The sequence below is a fragment of the Mesorhizobium sp. HAY1-8B genome (assembly GCF_056868045.1).
In genome coordinates, this window is record NZ_CP200321.1 from 4215529 (window position 1) to 4239600 (window position 24072).

Below are 24072 nucleotides of genomic sequence, written 5' to 3' on the forward strand. Positions count from 1 at the left end.
GCGGGCGGCCTCGCGCCGTCCGCCACTCCCTTCGCCTGGAGGGAGGACGCGTAGCGCGAGATGTACGAGAACCTCTTTCCTGAGGGCCGCAACCGGCCTTCAGGAAACGGGTTTTCTCCCGTTTTAGCCGGCCGCCGACAAGCAGTTCGTTGGGGGGACGGAGAACAGACAGAGAGCCGCCGCCCAGGCGGCTCGGTATGCAAGGCGGACCGCGGCGAGGTCCGTCCCGAGTTTTGAGCTAAGGAGCGACGATGGCCCAGACCCAGACTTTCAATGGCCGCAGACGCGTACGCAAGTTCTTCGGAAAGATTCCGGAAGTTGCGGAGATGCCGAACCTGATCGAGGTTCAGAAGGCATCCTATGACCAATTCCTGATGGTGGACGAGCCCAAGGGCGGGCGTCCGGACGAGGGACTGCAGGCTGTTTTCAAGTCGGTCTTCCCGATCTCCGATTTTTCCGGCTCCTCGATGCTGGAGTTCGTGAAGTACGAGTTCGAAGGACCGAAATTCGACGTTGACGAATGCCGTCAGCGTGACCTGACCTATGCCGCGCCACTGAAGGTGACGCTGCGCCTCATCGTGTTCGATATTGACGAGGATACCGGCGCCAAGTCGATCAAGGACATCAAGGAGCAGGACGTCTACATGGGCGACATGCCGCTCATGACCTTGAACGGCACCTTCATCGTCAACGGCACCGAGCGCGTCATCGTCTCGCAGATGCACCGTTCGCCGGGCGTCTTCTTCGACCACGACAAGGGCAAGTCGCACTCGTCGGGCAAGCTTCTGTTCGCCGCGCGCGTCATTCCTTATCGGGGCTCCTGGCTCGACATCGAGTTCGATTCCAAGGACGTCGTGCACGCCCGCATCGACCGCCGCCGCAAGATTCCGGTGACGTCGCTGCTGATGGCGCTCGGCATGGACGGCGAAGAGATCCTGTCGACCTTCTACAACAAGATCAGCTATGTGCGCGCCGGCGACCACTGGCGCATTCCGTTCAACGTCGAGCGCTTCCGCGGCCTCAAGGCCGTCGGCGACCTGGTCGACGCCGATACGGGCGAGGTCGTTGTCGAAGCCGGCAAGAAGATCACCGCTCGTCAGGCGCGCCAGCTTGGCGAGAAGGGTCTGAAGGCGATCAAGGCGACCGACGAGGATCTGCTCGGCAACTATCTGGCCGAGGACATCGTCAACTACGCAACCGGCGAGATCTTCCTCGAGGCCGGTGACGAGATCGACGAAAAGACGCTCAAGGTGCTGCTCGGCACCGGCGAGCAGGAGATCAAGATCCTCGACATCGACCACGTCAATGTCGGCGCCTATATCAGAAACACGCTCGCCGTCGACAAGAACGAGAGCCGCCAGGACGCACTGTTCGACATCTATCGTGTCATGCGCCCCGGCGAGCCGCCGACGCTCGAGACCGCCGAAGCCATGTTCAACTCGCTGTTCTTCGACAGCGAGCGCTATGACCTGTCGGCTGTCGGCCGTGTCAAGATGAACATGCGCCTCGAGCTCAAGGCCGAGGACACCGTGCGCGTTCTGCGCAAGGAAGACATCCTGGCCGTGGTCAAGACGCTGGTCGAACTGCGCGACGGCAAGGGCGAGATCGACGACATCGACAATCTCGGCAACCGCCGCGTGCGTTCCGTCGGCGAGCTGATGGAGAACCAGTACCGCGTCGGCCTGCTGCGCATGGAGCGCGCGATCAAGGAGCGTATGTCCTCGATCGAGATCGACACGGTCATGCCGCAGGATCTGATCAACGCCAAGCCGGCGGCCGCCGCCGTGCGCGAGTTCTTCGGTTCCTCGCAGCTGTCGCAGTTCATGGACCAGACCAACCCGCTGTCGGAGATCACCCACAAGCGCCGCCTGTCGGCGCTTGGACCGGGCGGTCTGACCCGCGAGCGTGCCGGCTTCGAGGTGCGCGACGTGCACCCGACGCATTACGGCCGTATCTGCCCGATCGAGACGCCGGAAGGTCCGAATATCGGTCTGATCAACTCGCTGGCCACCTTCGCGCGCGTCAACAAGTACGGTTTCATCGAGAGCCCGTACCGCAAGATCGTCGACGGCAAGCTGACCAATGACGTCGTCTATCTCTCGGCGATGGAAGAAGCCAAGCACCATGTCGCGCAGGCCAATGCCGAGCTCGACAAGAATGGTGGCTTCGTGGACGAGTTCGTCATTTGCCGCAGTGCCGGCGAAGTGATGATGGCGCCGCGCGAAAACGTCGATCTGATGGACGTTTCGCCCAAGCAGATGGTGTCGGTGGCCGCGGCCCTGATCCCGTTCCTCGAGAACGACGACGCCAACCGCGCGCTGATGGGCTCGAACATGCAGCGTCAGGCCGTGCCGCTGGTGCGCGCCGAGGCGCCGTTCGTCGGCACCGGCATGGAGCCGATCGTCGCCCGTGACTCGGGCGCCGCCATCGGCGCTCGCCGTGGTGGCATCGTCGACCAGGTGGACGCGACGCGTATCGTTATCCGCGCCACCGAGGATCTCGATCCGGGCAAGTCCGGCGTCGATATCTACCGGCTGATGAAGTTCCAGCGTTCGAACCAGAATACCTGCATCAACCAGCGTCCGCTGGTGCGTATGGGTGACCGGGTCAACAAGGGTGACATCATCGCCGACGGTCCGTCGACGGAGCTCGGTGATCTGGCACTCGGCCGCAACGTGCTGGTCGCGTTCATGCCGTGGAACGGCTACAACTACGAGGACTCGATCCTGCTCTCCGAGCGTATCGTCGCCGACGACGTCTTCACCTCGATCCACATCGAGGAGTTCGAGGTCATGGCGCGCGATACCAAGCTCGGTCCGGAGGAAATCACGCGCGACATTCCGAACGTTTCGGAAGAAGCGCTGAAGAACCTCGATGAAGCCGGCATCGTCTATATCGGCGCGGAAGTGCAGCCGGGCGACATCCTGGTCGGCAAGATCACGCCGAAGGGCGAAAGCCCGATGACACCGGAAGAGAAGCTTCTGCGCGCCATCTTCGGCGAAAAGGCTTCCGACGTGCGCGACACCTCGATGCGCATGCCTCCGGGCACTTTCGGCACCGTCGTCGAGGTGCGCGTGTTCAATCGCCACGGTGTGGAGAAGGACGAGCGCGCCATGGCGATCGAGCGCGAGGAGATCGAACGCCTCGCCAAGGACCGTGACGACGAGCAGGCCATCCTGGACCGCAACGTCTACGCGCGTCTTTCCGACGTGCTCGTCGGCAAGGAAGCGATCGCTGGACCGAAGGGCTTCAAGAAGGGCTCGACGCTGTCGAAGGATACGCTCGACGAGTATCCGCGTTCGCAATGGTGGCAGTTTGCCGTGGAGAACGAAAAGCTCCAGAGCGAACTGGAAGCCCTGCGTGGCCAGTACGACAACTCCAAGAAGGCGCTCGAACAGCGCTTCATGGACAAGGTCGAGAAGGTGCAGCGCGGCGACGAAATGCCTCCGGGCGTCATGAAGATGGTCAAGGTCTTCGTGGCGGTGAAGCGCAAGATGCAGCCGGGCGACAAGATGGCCGGCCGTCACGGCAACAAGGGTGTCGTGTCGCGCATCGTTCCGGTCGAGGACATGCCTTTCCTCGAGGACGGCACGCATGCCGATATCGTGCTCAACCCGCTGGGTGTGCCGAGCCGCATGAATGTCGGCCAGATCCTGGAAACGCATCTGGGCTGGGCTTGCGCAGGCATGGGCAAGAAGATCGGCGAGCTGATCGACACGTACAAGGCGGCCGGCGACATCAAGCCGCTGCGCAAGACGCTGGAAAGCTTCATGCCGGCCAATGACCGCAACGAGCCGATCCGTGAGTATGACGACGAGAGCATTGTTCGCCTCAGCGAGCAGATGCGCCGCGGCGTCTCGATCGCGACCCCGGTGTTCGACGGCGCGCACGAGGCTGACATCAACATCATGCTGGAGCAGGCGGGCCTGCACACCAGCGGTCAGTCGCAGCTCTATGACGGACGCACGGGCGAGCCGTTCGATCGCAAGGTGACGATGGGCTATATCTACATGCTCAAGCTTCACCACCTGGTGGACGACAAGATCCATGCGCGTTCGATCGGTCCGTACTCGCTCGTCACCCAGCAGCCGCTGGGCGGCAAGGCGCAGTTCGGTGGCCAGCGCTTCGGCGAAATGGAGGTCTGGGCGCTGGAAGCCTATGGCGCCGCCTACACGCTGCAGGAAATGCTGACGGTGAAGTCGGACGACGTCGCCGGCCGCACCAAGGTCTACGAGGCGATCGTCCGCGGCGACGACACCTTCGAGGCCGGCATCCCGGAGAGCTTCAACGTGCTCGTCAAGGAAATGCGGTCTCTCGGCCTCAATGTCGAGCTGGAGAACACCAAGCTCGACGACAACCCTGTCCGGCTGCCCGACGCGGCTGAGTAAGGCTACGGCGCGCCGCACGAAGTTGCGGCGCGCCAAACGAATTCGACGGCCAGTGGCCGACAAAGACGGCGGGCGTTTGGCCCGCGTTAGATGCAAGGGGTTTTCGAGGACCCCGAAAAGGAGAACGGCATGAACCAAGAGGTCATGAATCTCTTCAATCCGCAGGCGCCTGCGCAGGTGTTCGATTCCATCCGGATCTCACTGGCCAGCCCTGAGAAGATTCTGTCCTGGTCGTTCGGCGAGATCAAGAAGCCGGAGACCATCAACTACCGCACCTTCAAGCCGGAGCGTGACGGTCTGTTCTGCGCGCGCATTTTTGGCCCGATCAAGGACTATGAGTGCCTGTGCGGCAAGTACAAGCGCATGAAGTACAAGGGCGTCATCTGCGAGAAGTGCGGCGTCGAAGTCACGCTGTCGCGCGTCCGTCGCGAGCGCATGGGCCATATCGAGCTCGCCGCTCCCGTCGCTCATATCTGGTTCCTGAAGTCGCTGCCCTCGCGCATCGGCACTCTGCTCGACATGACGCTGAAGGATATCGAGCGTGTCCTCTATTTCGAGAACTACATTGTCACCGAGCCTGGCCTCACCGCGCTGAAGGAGCACCAGCTGCTCAGCGAGGAAGAGTACATGATCGCCGTCGACGAGTATGGCGAGGATTCCTTCACCGCCATGATCGGCGCCGAGGCCATTCATGACCTCCTGGCCGGCATGGACCTGGAGAAGATCGCCGGCGACCTGCGTTCGGAACTGGCTTCGACCACGTCCGAGCTGAAGCAGAAGAAGTATCTGAAGCGGCTCAAGGTCGTCGAGAACTTCATGGAATCCGGCAACCGTCCGGAATGGATGATCATGAAGGTGGTCCCGGTGATCCCGCCGGACCTGCGCCCGCTTGTCCCCCTGGACGGCGGTCGTTTCGCCACGTCCGACCTGAACGATCTCTACCGCCGCGTCATCAACCGCAACAACCGTCTGAAGCGGCTGATCGAACTGCGCGCGCCCGGCATCATCGTGCGCAATGAAAAGCGCATGCTGCAGGAAGCCGTCGACGCGCTGTTCGACAACGGCCGTCGCGGCCGCGTCATCACTGGCGCGAACAAGCGTCCGCTGAAGTCGCTGTCCGACATGCTCAAGGGCAAGCAGGGCCGGTTCCGCCAGAACCTGCTCGGCAAGCGCGTCGACTATTCCGGCCGCTCGGTCATCGTCACCGGTCCCGAGCTCAAGCTGCACCAGTGCGGCCTGCCGAAGAAGATGGCGCTCGAACTGTTCAAGCCCTTCATCTACGCCCGTCTTGACGCCAAGGGTTATTCCTCGACCGTCAAGCAGGCGAAGAAGCTGGTCGAGAAGGAGCGTCCGGAGGTCTGGGATATTCTCGACGAGGTCATCCGCGAGCACCCGGTTCTCCTGAACCGCGCGCCGACGCTGCACCGCCTCGGCATCCAGGCGTTCGAGCCGATCCTGATCGAAGGCAAGGCGATCCAGCTGCACCCGCTGGTCTGCACGGCCTTCAACGCCGACTTCGACGGTGACCAGATGGCTGTTCACGTGCCGCTGTCCCTGGAAGCGCAGCTTGAAGCCCGCGTGCTGATGATGTCGACCAACAACATCCTGCACCCGGCTTCCGGCGCGCCGATCATCGTGCCGTCGCAGGACATGGTTCTGGGTCTCTACTATCTCTCGATCGTCAACCAGAACGAGCCGGGCGAGGGCATGGTGTTTGCCGACATGGGCGAACTCCAGCACGCGCTCGAGACCAAGGCGGTGACCCTGCACGCCAAGATCAAGGGCCGCTTCCGCACGGTCGACGCCGAAGGCAAGGTCGTGTCGAAGATCCATGACACCACGCCTGGCCGCATGATCATCGGCGAGCTTCTGCCGAAGAACGTCAATGTGCCTTACGAGACCGCCAACCAGGAGATGACCAAGAAGAACATCTCCAAGATGATCGACACCGTCTACCGCCATTGCGGTCAGAAGGAGACGGTCATTTTCTGCGACCGCATCATGGCGCTCGGTTTCGCTCATGCCTGCCGTGCCGGCATTTCGTTCGGCAAGGACGACATGCTGATCCCGGATAGCAAGATCAAGTTGGTCTCCGACACCGAGGCTTTGGCCAAGGAATACGAGCAGCAGTACAATGACGGTCTGATCACGCAGGGCGAGAAATACAACAAGGTCGTCGACGCCTGGGCCAAGTGCTCGGAAAAGGTCGCCGACGAGATGATGGCCCGCATCAAGGCGGTCGAGTTCGAGGACAATGGCCGTCAGAAGCCGATGAACTCGATCTACATGATGTCGCACTCCGGTGCGCGTGGCTCGCCCACCCAGATGCGTCAGCTCGCCGGCATGCGCGGCCTGATGGCCAAGCCGTCGGGTGAAATCATCGAGACGCCGATCATCTCGAACTTCAAGGAAGGCCTGACCGTGCTCGAGTACTTCAACTCGACCCACGGCGCCCGCAAGGGTCTGGCCGACACCGCCTTGAAGACGGCGAACTCGGGTTACCTCACCCGCCGTCTGGTCGACGTGGCGCAGGACTGCATCGTCAACTCCGTGGATTGCGGCACCGACAAGGGCCTCACCATGCAGCCGATCGTCGATGCCGGTCAGGTCGTTGCTTCGGTCGGCCAGCGCGTGCTGGGCCGCACCGCGCTCGACGACATCAACCATCCGGTGACCGGCGACCTGCTGGTCAAGGCCGGAACGCTGATGGACGAGCGCGACGTGGAACAGATCGAAAAGGCCGGCGTCCAGTCCGTCCGCATCCGCTCGGCACTGACCTGCGAGGTCAGGGTTGGCGTGTGCGCGGTCTGCTACGGACGCGATCTGGCGCGCGGCACCCCGGTCAACCAGGGTGAAGCCGTCGGCGTCATCGCGGCGCAGTCGATCGGCGAGCCGGGCACCCAGCTCACCATGCGTACCTTCCACATGGGCGGTACCGCGCAGGTGGTGGACAGCTCGTTCCTTGAAGCCTCCTATGAGGGCAAGGTCGAGATCCGCAACCGCAACGTGGTGCGCAACTCCGACGGCCAGCAGATGGTCATGGGCCGCAACATGGCGGTTCTGATCCTCGACGAAGCCGGCAAGGAGCGCGCCACGCACCGTGTCACCTATGGTTCGCGTATCTTCGTGGACGATGGCGACAAGGTGAAGCGTGGACAGCGTATCGCCGAGTGGGATCCCTACACCCGCCCGATCCTCACCGAAATCGAGGGCAAGGTGGCGTTCGAGGATCTGGTCGACGGTATTTCCGTCCAGGAAACGGCCGACGAGTCGACCGGCATCACCAAGCGTGAGGTCATCGACTGGCGTTCGACGCCGCGCGGCAACGATCTGAAGCCGGCGATCGTCGTTCAGGACGCCAAGGGCAAGGTCGGCAAGCTGTCGAAGGGTGGTGATGCCCGCTTCCTGCTCTCGGTCGAGGCCATTCTCTCGGTCGAGCCGGGTGCGCAGGTTCGTCCCGGCGACGTGCTGGCGCGTATCCCGATGGAAAGCGCCAAGACCAAGGACATCACCGGCGGTCTGCCGCGTGTTGCCGAACTGTTCGAGGCACGTCGTCCGAAGGATCACGCCATCATCGCCGAGATCGATGGCACGATCCGCTTCGGCCGCGACTACAAGAACAAGCGCCGCATCATCATCGAGCCGCATGAACTCGACGCTCGAGCCGGTCGAATACCTGATCCCGAAGGGCAAGCCGTTCCATCTCCAGGACGGTGACGTCATCGAGAAGGGCGACTACATCCTCGACGGCAATCCGGCGCCGCACGACATCCTGGCGATCAAGGGCGTGGAGGCACTTGCGTCCTACCTCGTCAATGAGATCCAGGAAGTCTACCGCCTGCAGGGCGTGTCGATCAACGACAAGCACATCGAGGTGATCGTTCGCCAGATGCTGCAGAAGGTCGAGATCACCACGCAGGGCAACTCGACCTACATTCCGGGCGACCACGTCGACGTGATCGAGCTGGAAGAGGTCAACGAGCGTCTGATCGAGGACGGCAAGAAGCCGGCCGAAGGCCAGCCGGTGCTGCTCGGCATCACCAAGGCCTCGCTGCAGACGCCGTCCTTCATCTCGGCCGCCTCCTTCCAGGAGACGACCAGGGTGCTGACGGAAGCCGCGGTTGCCGGCAAGACCGACATGCTGCAGGGCTTGAAGGAAAACGTCATCGTCGGCCGGCTGATCCCGGCCGGTACCGGCGGCACGATGAGCCAGATCCGGCGCATCGCCACCTCGCGCGACGAACTGATCATCGACGAGCGCCGCAAGGCCTCCGGTGTGGAAGTCGCCGAGCCGATGCTGGCCGATATGACAACCGCCGCGCAGTAAGCGCGGCGGGAGCAATTCCAGGAAAAGTGTAAAACAGTTTTCCGTCCGGAATTGCGCCAGAAAAAGTAAGAAATCTCAGGCAACAGGGCCGTCGGGCCAATCCGGCGGCCTTTTTGTTTTCCGGGGCGTGGCGAAGTTGATATCCATGGCGGCAAGAGAGGTCCACGCGTTCCGACCCTTCCGCGTTCGCTTTCGATCGGAGAAGAAAACGATGAGCAGGAAAACCTGGGCTGCTGTCGACGACTACATCGTCGATGCCCTGTTCGAGGCGGATTCCGCCCTCGACGCTGTTCTGGCGACCAATCGTGACCAAGGTTTGCCGCCGATCGACGTCTCGCCGGCGCAAGGCAAGCTGCTTTCGCTTCTTGCACGAATTCAGGGCGCAAAGAAGATCCTCGAAATCGGCACGCTGGGCGGTTACTCCACGATCTGGATGGCGCGTGCCTTGCCCACGGATGGCAAGGTCGTGACGCTTGAACTCGATCCGCACCACGCCAGGGTCGCGGGGGCGAATTTTGTCCGTGCGGGCGTGTCGGAACGCGTGGAAGTGCGGGTCGGGCCGGCCCTTCAGTCGCTTGCGGCGCTAAGCGCCGAGAATGCCGGGCCGTTCGATCTCATCTTCATCGATGCCGACAAGCCGAACAACCCGAACTACCTGTCCTGGGCCGTGCGGCTTTCGCGGCCGGGGACGGTGCTTATCTGCGACAATGTCATCCGCGACGGCGCGGTGGTCGATAAGGGTGGCCATGACGCCAATGTCGTGGGCGCGCGGGCGGCGTTCTCATTCATCGGCGGCGACAAGCGCCTCGATGGTACCGCCATCCAGACAGTCGGCGCCAAGGGTTATGATGGCTTTGCGATTGCGATTGTCGAATGAAACCGCAAGCCTGATCTTGAGGGATGTTATTCAGATGAGCGAGGCAGCTCTTTGAGCCGGATCGACAAGGGTCGAGAGCGCATGAGCTTTGCGCAGCGAAGGCTCTGGGACACGATCAGCATCGATTCGGAACAGTGGATTCACCGGACCTCGGCTGGCGATGATCGTCGCATCTGGTTGTAGCGCTGATCGGCCGAACCGTGATCTCATACAACGACGCCGAACACGGTTTCGACCGTTCAAATTTCGTTCGGTATGGCGAGATTGCCCAGCTTGGCTGGGGTCAATTGGAATTCGGACGTCGCACCGCACCGATCGTCTCCGAGCCTAAGCCAGGAACATATCCCGGCCAAGGTTCATGATAGCAATGCAGACCTTTTCCCGTTCAATTCAGTCAAAAAACGCCTCGACCACGTTGCGCTTGCCGAGCATGAAGGCGTCGGCGACATGCTGTAGTGGCGCGAGATCGACGTCCGAGGCGCCGGCGCGGACGATCTCCGCGAAACGCTTGTAGAGCATCGGGTATTCCGCCTCCGGCTCGTCATGGACGACACGGCCGTCAATGGCGAGCTTCGAGCCACCACCGGAAAGCACCATCTTGCCTGCATCCGTGTCGGCCAGGATGTCCCAGCTTTGCGGGCCGGTCTGCAGCCAGTCGAGGTCCATCGTCACCGGCAATCCGTTCGAGGTGCGGAAGCTGACTTGCGCCGCGACCGGGGCAGCGCGGTTTTCGGGAAAGTCGAGCACGGCCGAGGTGATGAACATCGCCGGCAGGATGTGGGTCACGATCGACAGCGCGTTGATGCCGGGATCGAAGACCCCGAAGCCGCCCGGCGCCCAGATCCACTCCTGGTTCGGATGCCAGCGGCGTACGTCTTCCTTCCAGACGATCGCTGCCGAGCGGATCCGGGTCGATGCGAGAAAGCTGCGTGCGGCCTCCACCGCCGGCGCATAGCGGGAATGCCAGCTGGCGAACAGGGAGACGCCGTTTTTCGCGGCCAGCACCTTCAGGTCCTCAACCTCGCTGACCGTGGCGCCAGGCGGCTTTTCAAGGAAGACATGTTTCTTCGCCTCGAGCGCGGTGCGCGCGGCATCGTAACGGAACTGCGGTGGCATGCAGAGCGAGACGGCCCCAAGCTCCGGCACCGCGTCTAGCATCGCCTCGATGGTGGGAAAATTCGGGATGCCGTCGACCTTGCCGTGCCGGCTTGCCGCGGCGGCGAGGCGATAGTTCTGGTCCTTGGCCAGGGCCGGCAGGTGCTGGTCGCGCACGATCTTGCCGACGCCGACGATGCCTATCTTGATGGGATTGCTGTTCGAGGACATGGGGGCTCCAGAATGGGAAGGGCAGAATTTCCAGGCGTGAGACGGCAGCCGGGCAAGCTGCAGTGGATGGAGCATCGGTCCGGCCGACGTCAGCCGTGTCCGGACCTGGTTCTCAGATCGGTTCTTCGAAGGTGACGATCGACACTTCACCTTCGAGGGCGCCCTGGTAGGCGGACAGATGCGGCTCGTCATCGGGCACACCTTCCATGTCGCCGATCTGGTCGAGCTCGGCCTCCGCGTAACCTTCCGCGGCAAGCGATTCGAGAGCGCGGCGCACCGCCGAATCGTCATCGGGAGCGACCAGCATGACATGCACGCCTTCCACTTTGCCGCCTTTGCGCTTCCACACCCGGCCGGTAATGATGGTGACCGGGCGTTCTTCATTGTCGTTCACGGACTGATTCCTCCTGGCAAGGGGCAGGCGAGGGGATTTTGAGTTGCTCAGGCGGCTTTTCGCATGAAGCGAGGTCGCGCAAAAGCCAAAAGCCGGTCACTTTCTTCCTCGACCTTGCAAATTGGCGAAAGAAAATTACATGCGGTTTTCGCATGGCTGCCAAGCCAGGGCTTCAATGCAATATTTGCCGTTGCGGGGTTGACGCTTCGCGGGCTTGCGAGTAGAAGCCGCCCAGTCAGAACCGATGTGAGGCTCTACTTTCCGAAGCGACACGCTTTGGAGTTTGCTTCAAACAGGGTTCGTTTTACGAGCGAAAAGACATTTCCGGCGTGCATGAAGCGGCTTCCGCTTCCTCTGCCATTTGTTCGGGCAAGACCGCGAAGCGCGGTTTGTGGCCCGAATTTGCGTATGGAAATGACGCTTTGAGCGGCCCTGACCGGGCGAGACACGGAATTGAGAGACAAGAGGGTTTAATGCCTACCGTCAACCAGCTGATCCGCAAGCCGCGCATTGCGCCGGTGAAGCGCAACAAGGTCCCGGCCATGCAGCAGAACCCGCAGAAGCGGGGCGTCTGCACGCGCGTCTACACGACGACGCCGAAGAAGCCGAACTCGGCGCTGCGCAAGGTGGCCAAGATCCGCCTGACCAATGGTTTTGAGGTGATCGGTTACATCCCCGGCGAAGGTCACAACCTTCAGGAGCACTCCGTGGTCATGATCCGCGGCGGCCGCGTCAAGGATCTTCCGGGCGTCCGCTACCACATCATCCGTGGCGTGCTCGACACGCAGGGTGTGAAGAATCGCAAGCAGCGCCGTTCGAAATACGGTGCGAAGCGTCCGAAGTAAGGTTTTCCGGCTTCGGCGCTTTTTTTGACTGCGCCGGGCTATGAGAGATTGAGAGACAAAAGCCATGTCCCGTCGTCACAGTGCAGAAAAGCGTGAGATCAACCCGGATCCGAAGTTCGGCGATCTGATCGTTACCAAGTTCATGAACGCCGTCATGTATGATGGCAAGAAGTCGGTCGCCGAGACCATCGTCTACGGCGCGCTCGACCAGGTCCAGTCGAAGACCAAACAGGAGCCGGTCACCGTCTTCCATCAGGCGCTCGACAACGTCGCGCCGCATGTGGAAGTGCGTTCGCGCCGCGTCGGCGGCGCTACCTACCAGGTTCCCGTCGACGTGCGTCCTGAGCGCCGCCAGGCATTGGCCATCCGTTGGCTGATCGCGGCTGCTCGCAACCGCAACGAGACCACAATGGTCGACCGCCTTTCGGGCGAGCTGATGGATGCGGCCAACAACCGTGGCACCGCCGTCAAGAAGCGTGAAGACACCCACAAGATGGCTGAAGCCAACCGCGCTTTCGCACACTACCGCTGGTAAAGCGCGAACAGGACTGAGAGGCAGCTACGATGGCCCGCGAATACAAAATCGAAGACTACCGCAATTTCGGTATCATGGCGCATATTGACGCCGGCAAGACGACGACCACCGAGCGCGTCCTCTATTATACGGGCAAGTCGCACAAGATCGGCGAAGTGCACGACGGCGCCGCCACCATGGACTGGATGGAGCAGGAGCAGGAACGCGGCATCACCATCACGTCCGCGGCCACCACGACCTTCTGGAAGGGCCGTGACGGCAAGATGCGTCGCTTCAATATCATCGACACCCCCGGACACGTTGACTTCACCATCGAGGTCGAGCGTTCGTTGCGCGTGCTTGACGGCGCCATCGCGCTGCTTGATGCCAATGCCGGTGTCGAGCCGCAGACGGAAACCGTCTGGCGCCAGGCCGACAAGTACCGCGTGCCGCGCATGATCTTCTGTAACAAGATGGACAAGATCGGCGCCGACTTCTACCGCTCGGTCGAGATGATTGGTTCGCGCCTCGGTGCGCAGGCTGTCGTCATGCAGCTGCCGATCGGCGCAGAGACCGAGTTCAAGGGTGTCGTCGACCTCGTGGAGATGAACGCGCTTGTATGGCGCGACGAGACCCTGGGCGCTGCCTGGGACATCGTCGAGATCCCGGCCGACCTCAAGGCTCGTGCCGAGGAATACCGCGAGAAGATGATCGAAGCCGCCGTCGAAATGGACGAGACGGCCCTCGAGAACTACCTTGAAGGCAAGATGCCGTCGAATGACGAGATCCGCTCGCTGATCCGCAAGGGCACGATCGCGGTCAAGTTCTTCCCGATGTTCTGCGGCTCGGCCTTCAAGAACAAGGGCGTGCAGCCGCTGCTCGACGCCGTTGTCGAATACCTGCCGTCGCCGGCCGACGTTCCCGCCATCAAGGGTGTCGATGCCAAGACCGACGCCGAGATCGAGCGTCATGCGGTTGACGACGAGCCGCTGTCGATGCTCGCCTTCAAGATCATGAACGACCCGTTCGTCGGTTCGCTGACCTTTGCCCGCATCTATTCGGGCAAGCTCACCAAGGGCATCTCGGTCGACAACACCGTCAAGGGCAAGAAGGAGCGCATCGGCCGCATGCTGCAGATGCATGCGAATTCGCGCGCCGACGTCGAGGAAGCTTTCGCTGGCGACATCGTTGCCTTGGCGGGCCTCAAGGACACGACCACCGGCGACACGCTGTGCGATCCGCTGCACCCGGTCATCCTCGAGCGCATGGAATTCCCCGATCCGGTCATCCAGATCGCCATCGAGCCGAAGACCAAGAACGACCAGGAAAAGATGGGCCTCGCCCTTCACCGCCTGGCTGCCGAGGATCCGTCCTTCCGCGTCAAGACCGATGAGGAAAGCGGCCAGACCATCATCTCCGGCATGGGCGAACTGCACCTCGACATCATCGTCGACCGCATGCGCCGCGAGTTCAAGGTCGAAGCCAATGTCGGCGCTCCGCAGGTGGCCTATCGCGAGACGATTACCCGCAAGCACGAGCAGGACTACACCCACAAGAAGCAGACCGGCGGTACCGGCCAGTTCGCCCGCGTGAAAGTTGTGTTCGAGCCGAATGCCGAGGGCGAAGACTTCGTGTTCGAGTCCAAGATCGTCGGCGGCGCCGTGCCGAAGGAATACATTCCGGGTGTCGAAAAGGGCATCCAGAGCGTCATGGGCGCTGGTCCGTTCGCGGGCTTCCCGATGATCGGCGTCCGTGCGACGCTGATCGACGGCGCCTACCACGATGTCAACTCCTCGGTCCTGGCCTTCGAAATCGCGTCCCGCGCCTGCTTCCGTGAAGCCGCACCCAAGCTTGGCGTGCAGCTGCTCGAGCCGATCATGAAGGTCGAGGTGGTGACACCGGAAGACTATGTCGGCAGCGTCATCGGCGACCTGAACGGCCGCCGTGGCCAGATCCAGGGCCAGGAAGCGCGTGGCGTGGCCGTCGTCATCAACGCGATGGTGCCCCTCGCCAACATGTTCAAGTACGTCGACAACCTGCGCTCGATGAGCCAGGGCCGCGCGGCCTACACGATGCAGTTCGATCACTACGAGCCGGTTCCGACCGCGGTCGCCCAGGAAGTCCAGAAAAAGTACGCGTAACTCGAAAGAGCTGCCGCGGTAACGCAATTCAAAGCCCGCATGGGCGAGCAGGAAATGGAGACATCACATGGCAAAAGGTAAATTCGAGCGCACTAAGCCTCATGTGAACATCGGCACGATTGGTCACGTTGATCATGGCAAGACGTCGCTGACGGCGGCGATCACGAAGTATTTTGGCGAGTACAAGCGCTACGACCAGATCGATGCGGCGCCGGAAGAGAAGGCGCGTGGCATCACGATCTCGACGGCCCACGTCGAATACGAGACGGCCAACCGCCACTACGCCCATGTCGACTGCCCCGGCCACGCCGACTATGTGAAGAACATGATCACCGGTGCCGCGCAGATGGACGGCGCGATCCTGGTCGTTTCGGCCGCCGACGGCCCGATGCCGCAGACCCGCGAGCACATCCTGCTCGCCCGTCAGGTCGGCGTGCCTTCGATCGTGGTGTTCCTGAACAAGGTCGACCAGGTCGACGACGCCGAGCTGCTCGAACTGGTCGAGCTCGAGGTTCGCGAGCTTCTGTCGAAGAACGAATTCCCCGGCGACGACATTCCGATCGTCAAGGGTTCGGCGCTGGCCGCTCTTGAGGATTCGAACAAGACGATCGGCGAGGACGCGATCCGCGAGCTGATGGCTCAGGTCGACGCCTACATCCCGACCCCGGTTCGTCCGCTGGACAAGCCGTTCCTGATGCCGATCGAGGACGTGTTCTCGATCTCGGGCCGTGGCACGGTCGTGACCGGCCGCGTCGAGCGCGGCGTGGTCAAGGTCGGCGAGGAACTCGAGATCATCGGCATCCGTCCGACGACCAAGACGACCTGCACGGGCGTGGAGATGTTCCGCAAGCTGCTCGATCAGGGCCAGGCTGGCGACAACATCGGCGCGCTGCTGCGCGGCGTTGATCGTGAAGGTGTCGAGCGCGGCCAGGTTCTGGCCAAGCCGGGCACGGTGAAGCCGCACAAGAAGTTCGTGGCCGAAGCCTACATCCTGACCAAGGACGAAGGTGGCCGTCACACGCCGTTCTTCACCAACTACCGCCCGCAGTTCTACTTCCGCACGACCGACGTGACCGGCATCGTGTCGCTGCCGGCTGGCACCGAGATGGTGATGCCTGGCGACAACATCACGGTCGATGTCGAGCTGATCGTGCCGATCGCCATGGAAGAGAAGCTGCGCTTCGCCATCCGTGAAGGCGGCCGCACCGTCGGTGCCGGCATCGTCGTCACCATCAAAGAGTAATTTGGACTTAAACCGATCTGTCGCGGGCGCGGAAGTTGCCCGCGCCGCGCCAGAACAAGGAAGTGACGCATGAACGGACAGAATATCCGCATCCGCCTGAAGGCGTTTGATCACCGCGTGCTCGACGCCTCGACGAAGGAAATCGTGTCGACGGCCAAGCGCACCGGCGCAAACGTCCGCGGCCCCATTCCGCTGCCGACGCGGATCGAAAAGTTCACGGTCAACCGGTCGCCTCACGTCGACAAAAAGAGCCGCGAGCAGTTCGAGATGCGCACGCACAAGCGTCTGCTCGACATCGTCGATCCGACCCCGCAGACCGTCGATGCTTTGATGAAGCTCGATCTGGCCGCCGGCGTCGACGTCGAGATCAAGCTCTAAGGGAATGAGAGCGCGGTAAGGGGCGGTGCCCCTGGCCCGGAACTCTAAAGGAATTGAACCGATGCGTTCAGGTGTGATTGCAAAGAAGGTGGGAATGACCCGCATCTACAACGATGCCGGGGAACATGTTCCCGTCACTGTTCTCCAGATGGAGAACTGCCAGGTCGTGGCGCAGCGCACGCAGGAGAAGAATGGCTACACCGCCGTTCAGCTCGGCGTTGGCCTCGCCAAGGTGAAGAACACGTCGAAGGCGATGCGCGGCCATTTCGCGACCGCTTCCGTCGAGCCGAAGGCGAAGGTCGCCGAGTTCCGCGTCTCCGCCGACAACATGATCGATGTCGGCGCCGAGATCACCGTCGAGCACTTCGTCGCCGGCCAGAAGGTCGATGTGACGGGCACGACGATCGGCAAGGGTTTTCAGGGCGTCATCAAGCGCCACCACATGGGTGGTGGCCGCGCGACGCACGGTAACTCGGTCTCGCACCGTACGCACGGTTCGACCGGCCAGCGCCAGGATCCCGGCAAGGTGTTCAAGGGCAAGAAGATGGCCGGTCATATGGGCGACACCCGCGTCACCACGCAGAACGTCGAGATCGTCTCGACCGATGCCGACCGCGGCCTGATCCTGATCCGCGGAGCGGTTCCCGGATCGAAGGGCGCCTGGATCCTGGTCCGCGATGCGGCCAAGGTGGCACTGCCGGCCAATGCGCCGAAGCCCGCCGCGATCCGCCCAGTTGCAGCAGGAAGTGCTGCTAAGAACGAGGCTCCGGCCACAGAGGGAGCGGAATAATGGATCTCAAGATCACAACGCTTGGCGGCAAGGACGCCGGCAAGGTGAAACTCTCCGAGGAGATTTTCGGCCTTGATCCGCGCGAGGATATCCTGCAGCGCGTCGTGCGCTGGCAGCTCGCCAAGAAGCAGCAGGGCACGCACAAGGCCAAGGGCCGCGCCGAAATCGCGCGCACCGGCGCCAAGATGTACAAGCAGAAGGGTACGGGCCGCGCCCGTCACCACTCGGCACGCGCTCCGCAGTTCCGCGGCGGCGGCAAGGCCCATGGCCCGGTCGTTCGCAGCCACGAGCACGACCTGCCGAAGAAGGTGCGCGCTCTGGGCTTGAAGCATGCTCTCTCGGCCAAGGCCAAGAGCGCGTCGATCATCGTCATCGACGAGCTGAAGCTGACCGAGGCCAAGACCAAGGCTCTGATCGCGAATTTCGCGACGCTGGGCTTGAGCAATGCCTTGGTGATCGGTGGTGCCGAGCTTGACAAGAACTTCAAGCTGGCCGCGACCAACATCCCCAACATCGACGTGCTGCCCATCCAGGGCATCAACGTCTACGACATTCTGCGCCGCGGCACGCTGGTCCTTTCCAAGGCCGCCGTCGAGGCTCTCGAGGAGCGCTTTAAATGACCGACCTTCGTCACTACGACGTGATCGTCAGCCCGGCGATCACCGAAAAGTCGACCATGGCTTCCGAGCAGAACCAGGTCGTCTTCAACGTCGCCAAGAAGGCGTCGAAGCCGGAAATCAAGGCCGCCGTCGAAGCGCTGTTCGGCGTCAAGGTGATGGCCGTGAACACGCTTGTCCGCAAGGGCAAGATCAAGCGCTTCCGCGGCACGATCGGCCGCCAGAGCGACGTCAAGAAGGCGATCGTGACGCTGGCCGACGGCCAGTCGATCGACGTCGCGACGGGTCTCTGAGCAAGGCCGCGAGGACAGAACAATGGCACTGAAAAAATTCAACCCGGTAACGCCGAGCACCCGTCAGCTGGTCATCGTCGACCGCTCGGGCCTCTACAAGGGCAAGCCCGTCAAGGGTCTGACCGAGGGCCTGACCAAGTCGGGCGGCCGCAACAATTACGGCCGCATCACCGCCCGCTTCATCGGCGGTGGTCACAAACGTTCGTACCGCATCATCGACTTCAAGCGCCGCAAGTTCGACGTCGTCGGCACGGTCGAGCGCATTGAATACGATCCGAACCGCACCGCTTTCATCGCGCTGATCAAGTACGACGATGGCGAGCTGTCCTACATCATCGCCCCGCAGCGCCTTGCCGCCGGCGACAAGATCGTGGCTGGAGAAGCGGTCGACGTGAAGCCGGGCAATGCGATGCCGCTGGCATCGATGCCGGTCGGCACGATCGTCCACAACATCGAGCTGAAGCCGGGCAAGGGCGGCCAGGTTGCCCGTTCGGCTGGCGGTTACGCCCAGCTCGTCGGTCGCGACCAGGGCATGGCGATCCTGCGCCTCAACTCGGGCGAGCAGCGTGTCGTTCACGGCTCCTGCATGGCCACGGTCGGCGCCGTGTCGAACCCCGACCACGGCAACATCAACGATGGCAAGGCCGGCCGCACGGTTTGGCGCGGCAAGCGCCCGCACAATCGCGGCGTGACCATGAACCCGGTCGACCATCCGCACGGCGGTGGTGAAGGCCGCACCTCCGGTGGCCGTCATCCGGTCAGCCCGTGGGGCAAGCCGACCAAGGGCAAGAAGACGCGGTCCAACAAGGCGACCGACAAGTTCATCCTGCGCTCGCGCCATCAGCGCAAGAGCTAAGAAGAGGTAACGCCAAGTGACTCGTTCTATTTGGAAAGGCCCCTTCATCGACGGCTACCTTCTCAAGAAGGTGGACAAGGTTCGTGAAGGTGGTCGCAATGAGGTGATCAAGATGTGGAGCCGTCGCTCCACCATCCTGCCGCAGTTCGTCGGCTTCACCTTCGGTGTCTACAACGGCCAGAAGCATGTTCCCGTTTCGGTGAACGAGGACATGGTCGGTCATAAGTTCGGTGAATTCGCTCCGACGCGGACTTATTACGGTCACGGCGCGGATAAGAAGGCGAAGAGGAAATAATCATGGGCAAGGCCAAAGCTCCGCGCAGGCTTGCTGATAACGAAGCGCGCGCCGTGTTGCGCACGATCCGTATCAGCCCGCAGAAGCTGAACCTCGTTGCCGCGCTGATCCGCGGCAAGAAGGTCGCGACAGCGCTTTCCGACCTCGAATTCTCGGCCAAGCGGATTTCCGGCACGGTCAAGAAGACGCTGGAATCGGCGATCGCCAACGCGGAAAACAACCACGACCTCGACGTCGATGCGCTGGTGGTGGCGGAAGCCTATGTCGGCAAGTCGATTGTCATGAAGCGGTTCCACGCTCGTGGTCGTGGTCGCGCCAGCCGTATCGAGAAGCCGTTCTCGCACCTCACGATCGTCGTTCGTGAAGTCGAAGAAAAAGGGGAGGCCGCATAATGGGCCAGAAAGTCAATCCGATCGGTCTTCGCCTCGGCATCAACCGGACCTGGGATTCGCGCTGGTTCGCGAACACCGGCGAGTACGGCAAGCTGCTGCATGAGGACATCAAGATCCGCAAGTATCTTGAGAAGGAACTCAAGCAGGCCGCGATCTCCAAGGTCGTGATCGAGCGCCCGCACAAGAAGTGCCGCGTCACCATCCATGCCGCGCGCCCGGGCCTGATCATCGGCAAGAAGGGCGCCGACATCGAAAAGCTCCGCAAGAAGCTGATGGAGATGACGAAGTCCGAGACGCACCTCAACATCGTCGAAGTGCGCAAGCCGGAAATCGACGCGACCCTGGTCGCCCAGTCGATCGCCCAGCAGCTCGAGCGCCGTATCGCGTTCCGCCGCGCCATGAAGCGCGCCGTGCAGTCGGCGATGCGCCTCGGTGCCGAAGGCATCCGCATCAACTGCTCCGGCCGTCTGGGCGGCGCTGAAATCGCCCGCATGGAGTGGTACCGCGAAGGCCGCGTGCCGCTGCACACGCTGCGCGCCGATGTCGACTACGGCACGGCCGAGGCGAATACGGCGTACGGCATCTGCGGCGTCAAGGTCTGGGTATTCAAGGGCGAGATCCTCGAGCACGACCCGATGGCTTCGGAACGTCGCGCGACCGAGGGTGATGCCGCGCATGGCGGTGGTGGTGATCGCGAACGCGGTCGTCGTCGCGAAAACGCCTGAGACATTTAGGAATTTGGAGTTAGAACGATGCTGCAGCCAAAGCGCACAAAGTTCCGCAAGCAGTTCAAGGGCCGTATCCATGGTACCGCAAAGGGCGGCACCAATCTGGATTTCGGTGGTTTCGGGCTGAAGGCGCTTGAGCCGAACCGCGTCACCGCGCGTGAGATCGAGGCGGCTCGCCGCGCGATCACCCGCGAAATGAAGCGCGCTGGCCGCGTCTGGATCCGTATTTTCCCGGATCTGCCGGTCACGTCGAAGCCGACCGAAGTCCGCATGGGCAAGGGCAAGGGCGCCGTCGACTACTGGGCGGCGCGCGTCAAGCCGGGCCGCATCATGTTCGAGATCGACGGCGTCAGTGAAGAAACCGCCCGTGAGGCGCTGCGTCTCGGCGCGGCCAAGCTCTCGGTCAGGACGCGCTTCGTACAGCGCATCGCAGAATAAGGACGGGCTGATCATGAAAGCCGAAGACATCCGGACCAAGACCCAGGACCAGCTGACCGACGATTTGGCCAGCCTGAAGAAGGAGCAGTTCAATCTGCGCTTCCAGAAGGCCACCGGCCAGCTCGAGAAGACCGCGCGCGTGAGGCAGGTCCGCAAGGACATTGCGCGTATCAAGACCATCGCTGCGGAAAAGTCCGCGGCCAAGAAGGCTTAAGGACGAAAACCATGCCAAAGCGCATTCTGCAGGGCACCGTCGTCAGCGACAAGAACGAGAAGACGGTTGTCGTCAAGGTCGAACGGCGCTTCACGCATCCCGTGATGAAGAAGACCGTGCGCATGACCAAGAAGTACAAGGCGCACGACGAGAACAACGCCCACAAGGTTGGCGATCAGGTGTTCATCCAGGAATCGAAGCCGATTTCCAAGGATAAGCGCTGGATCGTTGTGTCTTCGGACCAGGCGTAAACAAACGAATTTTGGACAGACCGGGGAGGGGTGAAAAACCCGTCCCGTTAGAAAAGAAGAAGGCGGCCAGTCATGATTCAGATGCAAACAAACCTCGACGTGGCGGATAATTCCGGCGCGCGTCGTGTCATGTGCATCAAGGTGCTGGGCGGCTCGAAGCGGAAATACGCTTCCGTGGGCGACATCATCGTGGTGTCCATCAAGGAAGCGATTCCGCGCGGCCGCGTTAAGAAGGGCGATGTGATGAAGGCGGTCGTGGTTCGCACGGCCAAGGACATCCGCCGCCCGGACGGCAGCGTGATCCGTTTCGACAAGAACGCGGCCGTTCTCGTCGACAACAAGAAAGAGCCGATCGGCACGCGTATCTTCGGACCGGTTCCGCGCGAACTCCGCGCCAAGAACCACATGAAGATCATCTCGCTCGCGCCTGAAGTGCTGTAAGGAGCCGGACCAATGCAAAAGATTAGAAAAGGCGACAAGGTCGTCGTGCTGGCCGGCAAGGACAAGGGCCGTTCGGGCGAAGTCCTCTCGGTTCAGCCGAAGGATGACACCGCGCTGGTGCGCGGCGTCAACATGATCCGTCGTCACCAGAAGCAGTCCCAGTCCCAGGAGGGCGGGATCATCACCAAGGAAGCGCCGATCCAGCTGTCGAACATCGCGCTGGCCGACCCCAAGGATGGCAAGCCGACCCGCGTCGGTTTCATCTTCCAGAAGGACGGCAAGAAGGTGCGCGTCGCCAAGCGCTCGGGAGAAGTCATCAATGGCTAAGGCTCAAACCAAGCAGGCTACTGCCACCAACACGCCGCGCCTCAAGCAGGTCTACAATGAGACCATCCGCAAGGCGCTGCAGGAGCAGTTCGGCTACGACAACGACATGCAGGTTCCGCGCCTCGACAAGATCGTGCTGAACATGGGTGTGGGCGAAGCGACCGCCGATTCCAAGAAGCCGTCGGTTGCGGCCGAAGACCTGGCGCTGATCGCCGGCCAGAAGGCCGTCGTCACCCGCGCCCGCAATTCGATCGCTGGCTTCAAGGTCCGCGAGAACATGCCGATCGGCGCCAAGGTCACGCTGCGCAAGGAACGTATGTACGAGTTCCTCGACCGCCTCGTGAACATCGCGCTGCCGCGCGTCCGCGACTTCCGCGGACTGAACCCCAAGAGCTTCGATGGCCGTGGCAACTACGCCATGGGCATCAAGGAGCACATCGTGTTCCCGGAGATCAACTACGACAAGGTTGATCAGATCTGGGGCATGGACGTCATCGTTTGTACGACTGCGAAGACGGACGACGAAGCCAGGGCATTGCTCAAGGCCTTCAACTTCCCCTTCCGCCAGTAACGGCAGCGAGAAAAGGAAAAATCTGAAATGGCAAAGACCAGCTCAGTCGAGAAGAACAACAGGCGCCGCAAGCTTGCCGACCAGTACGGTCCCAAGCGCGCTGCCCTGAAGGCGATCATCATGGATCAGTCCAAGCCGATGGAAGAGCGCTTCCGCGCTCAGCTCAAGCTTGCTGCCCTGCCGCGCAACTCGGCCAAGATCCGCATCCGCAACCGCTGCGAAGTCACCGGCCGCCCGCGTGCCTACTATCGCAAGCTCAAAGTATCGCGCATCGCGCTTCGTGATCTCGGCAATAACGGCCAGATCCCGGGCCTGGTCAAGTCGAGCTGGTAAGGAGGACATAACATGTCATTGAGCGATCCTCTCGGCGATATGCTGACCCGCATCCGCAACGCCTACGGCCGCAAGAAGTCGAGTGTCTCGACGCCGGCCTCGCGTTTGCGCACCCGCGTCCTCGACGTGCTGAAGGCTGAAGGCTATATCCGCGACTACAGCCAGACCGACTTCGACAACGGCAAGTCCGAAATCGAAATCGAGCTGAAGTATTTCGATGGCGCGCCGGTCGTGCGCGAAATCGCCCGTGTTTCGAAGCCGGGCCGCCGCGTTTACGTCTCGGCCAAGTCGATCCCGCACGTCGCCAACGGCCTCGGCATCGCCATCCTTTCGACGCCGAAGGGCGTGATGGCCGATCACGAGGCACGCGAACAGAACGTCGGCGGCGAGATTCTCTGCCAGATCTTCTGATCTGGCAGCTGAGCGCAAAGTGGAATCCGGTCTTCGGATCGTTCCGAAGACAGAGACCTGAAACAAGAGAAGTGACGAGGACAACAAAATGTCTCGTATTGGAAAGAAACCCGTTTCGCTGCCGCAGGGCGTGACCGCGACCGTCAACGGCCAGACCGTTACGGCGAAGGGCCCCAAGGGCGAGCTGAAGTTCGTGGTGAACGACGAAGTCCTGGTCAAGATGGAAGGCAGCGAAATCGCTGTCCAGCCGCGCGATCAGACCAAGACCGCCCGATCCAAGTGGGGCATGTCGCGCACGCAGATCGTCAACATCCTGCAGGGCGTGAAGGACGGCTTCGAGAAGAAGCTCGAGATCACCGGCGTCGGCTACCGCGCTGCACTTCAGGGCAAAAACCTGCAGCTGGCACTTGGCTTCAGCCATGACGTCGTCTACGAGACGCCGGCCGGCATCACCATCACCGTGCCGAAGCCGACCGAGATCACCGTGGCCGGCATCGACAAGCAGCAGGTTGGTCAGGTGGCTGCCGAGATCCGCGAATACCGCGGTCCCGAGCCCTACAAGGGCAAGGGTGTCCGCTACGCTGGCGAGAAGATCGTCCGCAAGGAAGGCAAGAAGAAGTAGTGGGCCTGGCCCCGAAAAGTCGCAGGCTTTTCGAAAAGGGCCAAGCCAAGGAAGTGTAAC

The 24072-nt window shown here is 62.0% G+C and carries 25 protein-coding genes and 1 pseudogene; 24 read left to right on the top strand and 2 right to left on the bottom strand.

Features of this window, described 5'->3' with window-relative positions:
• Positions 1–251 precede the first annotated feature (251 nt).
• The 3 genes and pseudogenes from rpoB to AC1VON_RS20065 all read left to right on the top strand — a co-directional run bounded on the left by rpoB (position 252) and on the right by AC1VON_RS20065 (position 9592).
• On the top strand, positions 252–4388 hold the full coding sequence (gene rpoB / locus AC1VON_RS20055; protein WP_483124631.1) for a DNA-directed RNA polymerase subunit beta: 4137 nt from the start codon (positions 252–254) through the stop codon (positions 4386–4388).
• 129 nt (positions 4389–4517) lie between these two features.
• Positions 4518–8715 (top strand): annotated as a pseudogene (gene rpoC / locus AC1VON_RS20060) (DNA-directed RNA polymerase subunit beta').
• A 211-nt stretch (positions 8716–8926) separates the two neighbouring features.
• Entirely contained in the window at positions 8927–9592 is a 666-nt protein-coding gene (locus AC1VON_RS20065; protein ID WP_483124632.1) for an O-methyltransferase, read from the top strand.
• 390 nt (positions 9593–9982) lie between these two features.
• On the opposite strand, the gene AC1VON_RS20070 is transcribed toward AC1VON_RS20065, so the two are convergent.
• Both AC1VON_RS20070 and AC1VON_RS20075 read right to left on the bottom strand, forming a co-directional pair.
• A complete protein-coding gene (locus tag AC1VON_RS20070) occupies positions 9983–10918 on the bottom strand; it encodes a Gfo/Idh/MocA family protein (RefSeq protein ID WP_483124633.1) in 936 nt (311 codons plus the stop codon).
• Positions 10919–11030: 112 nt separating this feature from the next.
• Positions 11031–11312, bottom strand: a complete 282-nt coding sequence (locus tag AC1VON_RS20075) for a transcriptional regulator (protein WP_172350637.1) — start codon at positions 11310–11312, stop codon at positions 11031–11033.
• Positions 11313–11785: 473 nt separating this feature from the next.
• Between AC1VON_RS20075 and rpsL the strand changes: the two genes are divergently transcribed.
• From rpsL to rplF, 21 genes are all read left to right on the top strand, one after another.
• Positions 11786–12157, top strand: coding sequence for a 30S ribosomal protein S12 (rpsL, locus tag AC1VON_RS20080; RefSeq protein WP_006333356.1), 372 nt, complete (start codon positions 11786–11788; stop codon positions 12155–12157).
• A 64-nt stretch (positions 12158–12221) separates the two neighbouring features.
• Positions 12222–12692, top strand: coding sequence for a 30S ribosomal protein S7 (gene rpsG, locus AC1VON_RS20085; RefSeq protein ID WP_008875664.1), 471 nt, complete (start codon positions 12222–12224; stop codon positions 12690–12692).
• Between the two features lie 29 nt (positions 12693–12721).
• A complete protein-coding gene (fusA, locus tag AC1VON_RS20090) occupies positions 12722–14812 on the top strand; it encodes an elongation factor G (protein ID WP_483124634.1) in 2091 nt (696 codons plus the stop codon).
• A 67-nt stretch (positions 14813–14879) separates the two neighbouring features.
• Positions 14880–16055, top strand: coding sequence for an elongation factor Tu (gene tuf / locus AC1VON_RS20095; RefSeq protein ID WP_010909256.1), 1176 nt, complete (start codon positions 14880–14882; stop codon positions 16053–16055).
• Positions 16056–16124: 69 nt separating this feature from the next.
• Positions 16125–16433, top strand: coding sequence for a 30S ribosomal protein S10 (gene rpsJ / locus AC1VON_RS20100; RefSeq protein WP_010909272.1), 309 nt, complete (start codon positions 16125–16127; stop codon positions 16431–16433).
• A gap of 61 nt (positions 16434–16494) precedes the next feature.
• Positions 16495–17223 carry a 50S ribosomal protein L3 gene (rplC, locus tag AC1VON_RS20105; RefSeq protein WP_095775810.1) on the top strand — a complete coding sequence of 243 codons (729 nt, stop codon included), beginning with the start codon at positions 16495–16497 and terminating at the stop codon, positions 17221–17223.
• Entirely contained in the window at positions 17223–17843 is a 621-nt protein-coding gene (gene rplD / locus AC1VON_RS20110) for a 50S ribosomal protein L4 (RefSeq protein WP_019857964.1), read from the top strand. The genes rplC and rplD overlap by 1 nt, the downstream gene beginning before the upstream one ends.
• The gene (locus AC1VON_RS20115) at positions 17840–18133 is read left to right on the top strand and encodes a 50S ribosomal protein L23 (protein ID WP_010909275.1); all 294 of its coding nucleotides are present in this window, start codon (positions 17840–17842) and stop codon (positions 18131–18133) included. Before rplD ends, AC1VON_RS20115 begins: the two co-directional genes overlap by 4 nt.
• A 22-nt stretch (positions 18134–18155) precedes the next feature.
• Positions 18156–18989, top strand: a complete 834-nt coding sequence (gene rplB / locus AC1VON_RS20120; RefSeq protein ID WP_010909276.1) for a 50S ribosomal protein L2 — start codon at positions 18156–18158, stop codon at positions 18987–18989.
• Between the two features lie 16 nt (positions 18990–19005).
• Positions 19006–19284 (top strand): 30S ribosomal protein S19, encoded by a 279-nt coding sequence (gene rpsS, locus AC1VON_RS20125; RefSeq protein ID WP_006205463.1) that lies wholly within the window; start codon positions 19006–19008, stop codon positions 19282–19284.
• A 2-nt stretch (positions 19285–19286) separates the two neighbouring features.
• The gene (gene rplV / locus AC1VON_RS20130) at positions 19287–19676 is read left to right on the top strand and encodes a 50S ribosomal protein L22 (protein WP_010909277.1); all 390 of its coding nucleotides are present in this window, start codon (positions 19287–19289) and stop codon (positions 19674–19676) included.
• Positions 19676–20401 carry a 30S ribosomal protein S3 gene (gene rpsC / locus AC1VON_RS20135; protein ID WP_010909278.1) on the top strand — a complete coding sequence of 242 codons (726 nt, stop codon included), beginning with the start codon at positions 19676–19678 and terminating at the stop codon, positions 20399–20401. Before rplV ends, rpsC begins: the two co-directional genes overlap by 1 nt.
• A gap of 27 nt (positions 20402–20428) precedes the next feature.
• Positions 20429–20842 (top strand): 50S ribosomal protein L16, encoded by a 414-nt coding sequence (gene rplP, locus AC1VON_RS20140; RefSeq protein ID WP_010909279.1) that lies wholly within the window; start codon positions 20429–20431, stop codon positions 20840–20842.
• 13 nt (positions 20843–20855) lie between these two features.
• The gene (gene rpmC, locus AC1VON_RS20145) at positions 20856–21056 is read left to right on the top strand and encodes a 50S ribosomal protein L29 (RefSeq protein WP_006205459.1); all 201 of its coding nucleotides are present in this window, start codon (positions 20856–20858) and stop codon (positions 21054–21056) included.
• An 11-nt stretch (positions 21057–21067) separates the two neighbouring features.
• Complete coding sequence (gene rpsQ / locus AC1VON_RS20150; RefSeq protein ID WP_010909280.1) at positions 21068–21307, top strand: 30S ribosomal protein S17; 240 nt, start codon at positions 21068–21070, stop codon at positions 21305–21307.
• A gap of 72 nt (positions 21308–21379) precedes the next feature.
• Positions 21380–21748: a 50S ribosomal protein L14 gene (gene rplN, locus AC1VON_RS20155; protein WP_006205457.1), complete on the top strand. Its 369-nt coding sequence runs from the start codon at positions 21380–21382 to the stop codon at positions 21746–21748.
• A gap of 12 nt (positions 21749–21760) precedes the next feature.
• On the top strand, positions 21761–22075 hold the full coding sequence (gene rplX / locus AC1VON_RS20160) for a 50S ribosomal protein L24 (RefSeq protein WP_006205456.1): 315 nt from the start codon (positions 21761–21763) through the stop codon (positions 22073–22075).
• On the top strand, positions 22068–22646 hold the full coding sequence (gene rplE / locus AC1VON_RS20165; protein WP_056568059.1) for a 50S ribosomal protein L5: 579 nt from the start codon (positions 22068–22070) through the stop codon (positions 22644–22646). Before rplX ends, rplE begins: the two co-directional genes overlap by 8 nt.
• A gap of 27 nt (positions 22647–22673) precedes the next feature.
• On the top strand, positions 22674–22979 hold the full coding sequence (rpsN, locus tag AC1VON_RS20170) for a 30S ribosomal protein S14 (protein WP_010909282.1): 306 nt from the start codon (positions 22674–22676) through the stop codon (positions 22977–22979).
• A 12-nt stretch (positions 22980–22991) separates the two neighbouring features.
• Positions 22992–23390, top strand: coding sequence for a 30S ribosomal protein S8 (gene rpsH, locus AC1VON_RS20175; RefSeq protein WP_006205453.1), 399 nt, complete (start codon positions 22992–22994; stop codon positions 23388–23390).
• A gap of 88 nt (positions 23391–23478) precedes the next feature.
• Entirely contained in the window at positions 23479–24012 is a 534-nt protein-coding gene (gene rplF, locus AC1VON_RS20180; protein WP_013895694.1) for a 50S ribosomal protein L6, read from the top strand.
• Positions 24013–24072 lie beyond the last annotated feature (60 nt).